This is a genomic window from Fodinibius halophilus (assembly GCF_011059105.1).
GTDB lineage: Bacteria > Bacteroidota > Rhodothermia > Balneolales > Balneolaceae > Fodinibius > Fodinibius halophilus.
Window position 1 is genome coordinate 1 of sequence record NZ_JAALLS010000052.1, and the last position, 2,703, is coordinate 2,703.

Consider the following 2,703-nt stretch of genomic DNA (forward strand, 5'->3'; position numbering starts at 1 on the left):
CGTGAAGGCCGGCGGGCAAAATAACGACATGGCGCATAACCGGCGCACGGATCAACGTTAATTCAATTTTCAGTTTACTATTTGGCAACAAGAAAGTAAAACAAGCAAGAGAGGGCGAGGTGCGTCCGCGTTAATGCGCGGGTTATACAACTAATTGTTTTTATTCAAAAACTTCATAATAATTATTCAATGCAGTTATCCACTTTTTAAGATCATTTAGAAATCTATTGTATTCTTGTCTGTTTACTTTTGAAGCGCTATCAATATTATATCCCGTTTTATCGCCCACAAGGTTAACTATGATGTAAGTTTTTTCATCGTCATTGCCAATATAATATTCACCACCTAACTTAACTTTTGCCCATTGACTTGTAGAAATTGGATTTTCATAATTAGGCTCTTTAGGTAAAGCATACTCTGCGGTTTGAATTAGATCAACTATGGCATGCAAAATTCGGGGATTTGATATTCTCGCAATATTTGATTCGCTAATGCTTAGTCCTTGATTTGGACGAGTTCTTGAACCAGATGAATTTGGACCAGTTCTCGAACCAGATAGCTTGTAAAAATTAATTAGATATGGAAGTGATGGTCCAAAAAAACTATTACCCTTAATAAATTGATTATAGTAATTATTCTTTTTCTCAGGGTTAACGGCTTTAACTCTTGGAGTTACTTCACCATAACCAGGTAATTTACTCAGTAATAGTTGAGTCGTTGATGTTATTCTATTTGAAACATCTAGACTGCTACTTTTCCAAGTCGATTCTCCTGTCCAAACGGTTTGATCATTCTGAGTGATAGAAAAACCAAGAGTATGTCGATAGGCTGTTTGAGTAGATACCTCGGCTTGATTTACTGACTGATTGCTTGATGTTTGTTCGGAAACTGCCAAAGCTGCTAAAACGCCATATCCAGAACCACTCGCACTTTGTTGATATGAGCTTTGAAAAGATGACAATTCAGTTTGCATGACTTGTACATCTTTGGACTGATATTCAACGTTCAGAACGTATTCAGCATCATTTTTGCTACTTACAATTTCAAAATCTCTTCGGACTAACTGGTTCTTAATAACATTATAAACTGAATTATCCATTAAGGGATTATCTATTAATAAATACTCTTCATCACCTGAAACATTAATGAAAATACTGGAGCCCAGCTCTATTGATTGTGCTTGACCTAAAGTTCTTGTCCAAGGACGTTCTACTTGAACTTGCGGAGTAGTAGCGCATGATGCGAATAGAGCAATTATGAATACTGTAGCAAAAAATTTGATGAATTGAGAATTCATGAACTGAGCAAGTTTTTTTTGAATTTAGTTGATCATTAGTTGTATAACGACATTGCGCTTAACCGGCGTGGTTACGGTTGACGAACCAAGTTAATAATTCCACCGGGAAATACAAGCAACAGGGAGCGATCGAAAAGCTGTGGCCGCGACCAGTTGGAGGAACCGGCAAAAAAGAAGAGGAGAGACCGACTGTTGCCACAGATTTTTTGAAAAGCAACAGGCCAAAATCTAGCAATCCAGAGCGACCATTTGAGGAAAAGCCCCGGCGAGTCACGTCCGAGTTGAAGCGCGGGTTATACTGGGGCGAAGCCAGAGCAACCGGCAGCACCAGTGATAGAAGCAGGACCACCAAAAGCTACTGACCAGCGAACATGCCACGGAGGCCAAGACAAACCGAGAACCAGGCTTGGGAGACGAGCAGGAGCACCGGACAAAACCAGAGAAAAGCAGGAATAGAAAGCTAACCACGAGGGCAGGGAAGCAGAAGTTAAAAANACATTGCGCATAAGCTGCACGCGCCAAAGTGTCGAAATTATTTACAAATGAAAGATTAACTAATAAATGAGAGGCAGGCAAGAATTGGCGAGGCGTGTCCGCTTAATGCGCGGGTTATACCGCGACTAATTTTTTGTGTTTACGGCTGCATAAAATGACCAAGTAGGTAAAATACTAGAATACAACCCCAAATGATCAAATACATATTGTTAAACTTCCCATCCTCCAACTTTTTCTTGAAAAGCCGTAATATTCCAGCAATAATTAACGCCAAAATAGCTGGCATTAAAAAAATTCCTGTTGCTGTGCCTAAAATTCCAAAAATATTTGCTGTTGGATTGCCGCTATTTAAAATGAAAGCAGCTATTAAGCTAGCGATAATTACTAGCGGCCAAAAGTATTTGTTTTTCATAAGATTTGAGGACTTGTTAATATTTTAAACTTTCCCTGAGTTAGGAGTAATACTCTAATCTTGAATTTTCCCATTTATGAAGTATACAACACCACCAATAATTCCAATTAAGAATATTATTGAATAAAGCCATGAAAGATCATCGGCTAAATATTCCCAAGCAAAGGAAAATTCCACACCATATTTATTAAACTCGTATAGACTGTAAATACCACGGATCAACAGATAAATAGGAAAGCAAAGAAGGACGCCAACGAATACGTTTCCTAATAATGACATCGAATTGCCAAATAAAGTAGCAAAATTTTTATGTACATCTTTTTCTTCCGAATTTTTAGAAAACCTTTGATAAAGTTTCATTAAATAACCTCCTGAAATCCAAAAGCCAACAGCTAATATTATCAAAATTAGCATTGTGAAGAAGGGTTGTATCATAAAGGCTTATGGATTTAGACTTAAGCGGTATAACGACATGGCGCTACAGCTGCAGGCGCCGGAA

General features: G+C 38.2%; 4 protein-coding genes. All 4 read right to left on the reverse strand.

Annotated elements, in window-relative coordinates:
• Positions 1 to 160: 160 nt before the first annotated feature.
• Positions 161 to 1,297 carry a DUF4136 domain-containing protein gene (locus G3569_RS18065; RefSeq protein WP_165271487.1) on the reverse strand — a complete coding sequence of 379 codons (1,137 nt, stop codon included), beginning with the start codon at positions 1,295 to 1,297 and terminating at the stop codon, positions 161 to 163.
• Between the two features lie 293 nt (positions 1,298 to 1,590).
• Positions 1,591 to 1,791: hypothetical protein (locus G3569_RS18510; protein WP_205720285.1), on the reverse strand; the 201-nt coding region annotated here is incomplete at its 5' end.
• 140 nt (positions 1,792 to 1,931) lie between these two features.
• Positions 1,932 to 2,204 carry a hypothetical protein gene (locus G3569_RS18070; RefSeq protein ID WP_165271488.1) on the reverse strand — a complete coding sequence of 91 codons (273 nt, stop codon included), beginning with the start codon at positions 2,202 to 2,204 and terminating at the stop codon, positions 1,932 to 1,934.
• 54 nt (positions 2,205 to 2,258) lie between these two features.
• On the reverse strand, positions 2,259 to 2,618 hold the full coding sequence (locus G3569_RS18075) for a hypothetical protein (RefSeq protein WP_205720286.1): 360 nt from the start codon (positions 2,616 to 2,618) through the stop codon (positions 2,259 to 2,261).
• Between the last annotated feature and the right edge of the window lie 85 nt (positions 2,619 to 2,703).

Coding starts and splice junctions, on each gene's coding strand:
- G3569_RS18065 (WP_165271487.1), bottom strand. CDS start 1,297: ATGAATTCTCAATTCATCAAATTTTTTGCTACAGTATTCATAATTGCT.
- G3569_RS18070 (WP_165271488.1), bottom strand. CDS start 2,204: ATGAAAAACAAATACTTTTGGCCGCTAGTAATTATCGCTAGCTTAATA.
- G3569_RS18075 (WP_205720286.1), bottom strand. CDS start 2,618: ATGCTAATTTTGATAATATTAGCTGTTGGCTTTTGGATTTCAGGAGGT.